Genomic DNA, 209 nt, shown 5'->3' on the forward strand with positions numbered 1-209 from the left:
AGTACCCACACAGATTGATGGTTTAATAAGTTAAGAGTAGGAAATACTTTTCCAGATGGGGCTATAGCTCAGCTGGGAGAGCGCCTCGCTGGCAGCGAGGAGGTCTGCGGTTCGATCCCGCATAGCTCCACCATCTTTAAGTGTTCTTCCTTAAGAATCTTTAAAAATGGTTATTTCTTTTGAAATATCTAGCTCTTTAACAATTTGGA

Annotated in this window: 1 tRNA gene; it reads left to right on the plus strand. The window is 42.1% G+C overall.

The annotated features are described in order from the left end of the window. Positions 1-57: 57 nt before the first annotated feature. Positions 58-133: transfer RNA gene (locus AB4329_RS22410), tRNA-Ala, on the plus strand. Positions 134-209: the final 76 nt, after the last annotated feature.

Source organism: Vibrio sp. 10N.261.54.A5, from assembly GCF_041471145.1.
Classification (GTDB): Bacteria; Pseudomonadota; Gammaproteobacteria; order Enterobacterales; family Vibrionaceae; genus Vibrio; species Vibrio crassostreae_C.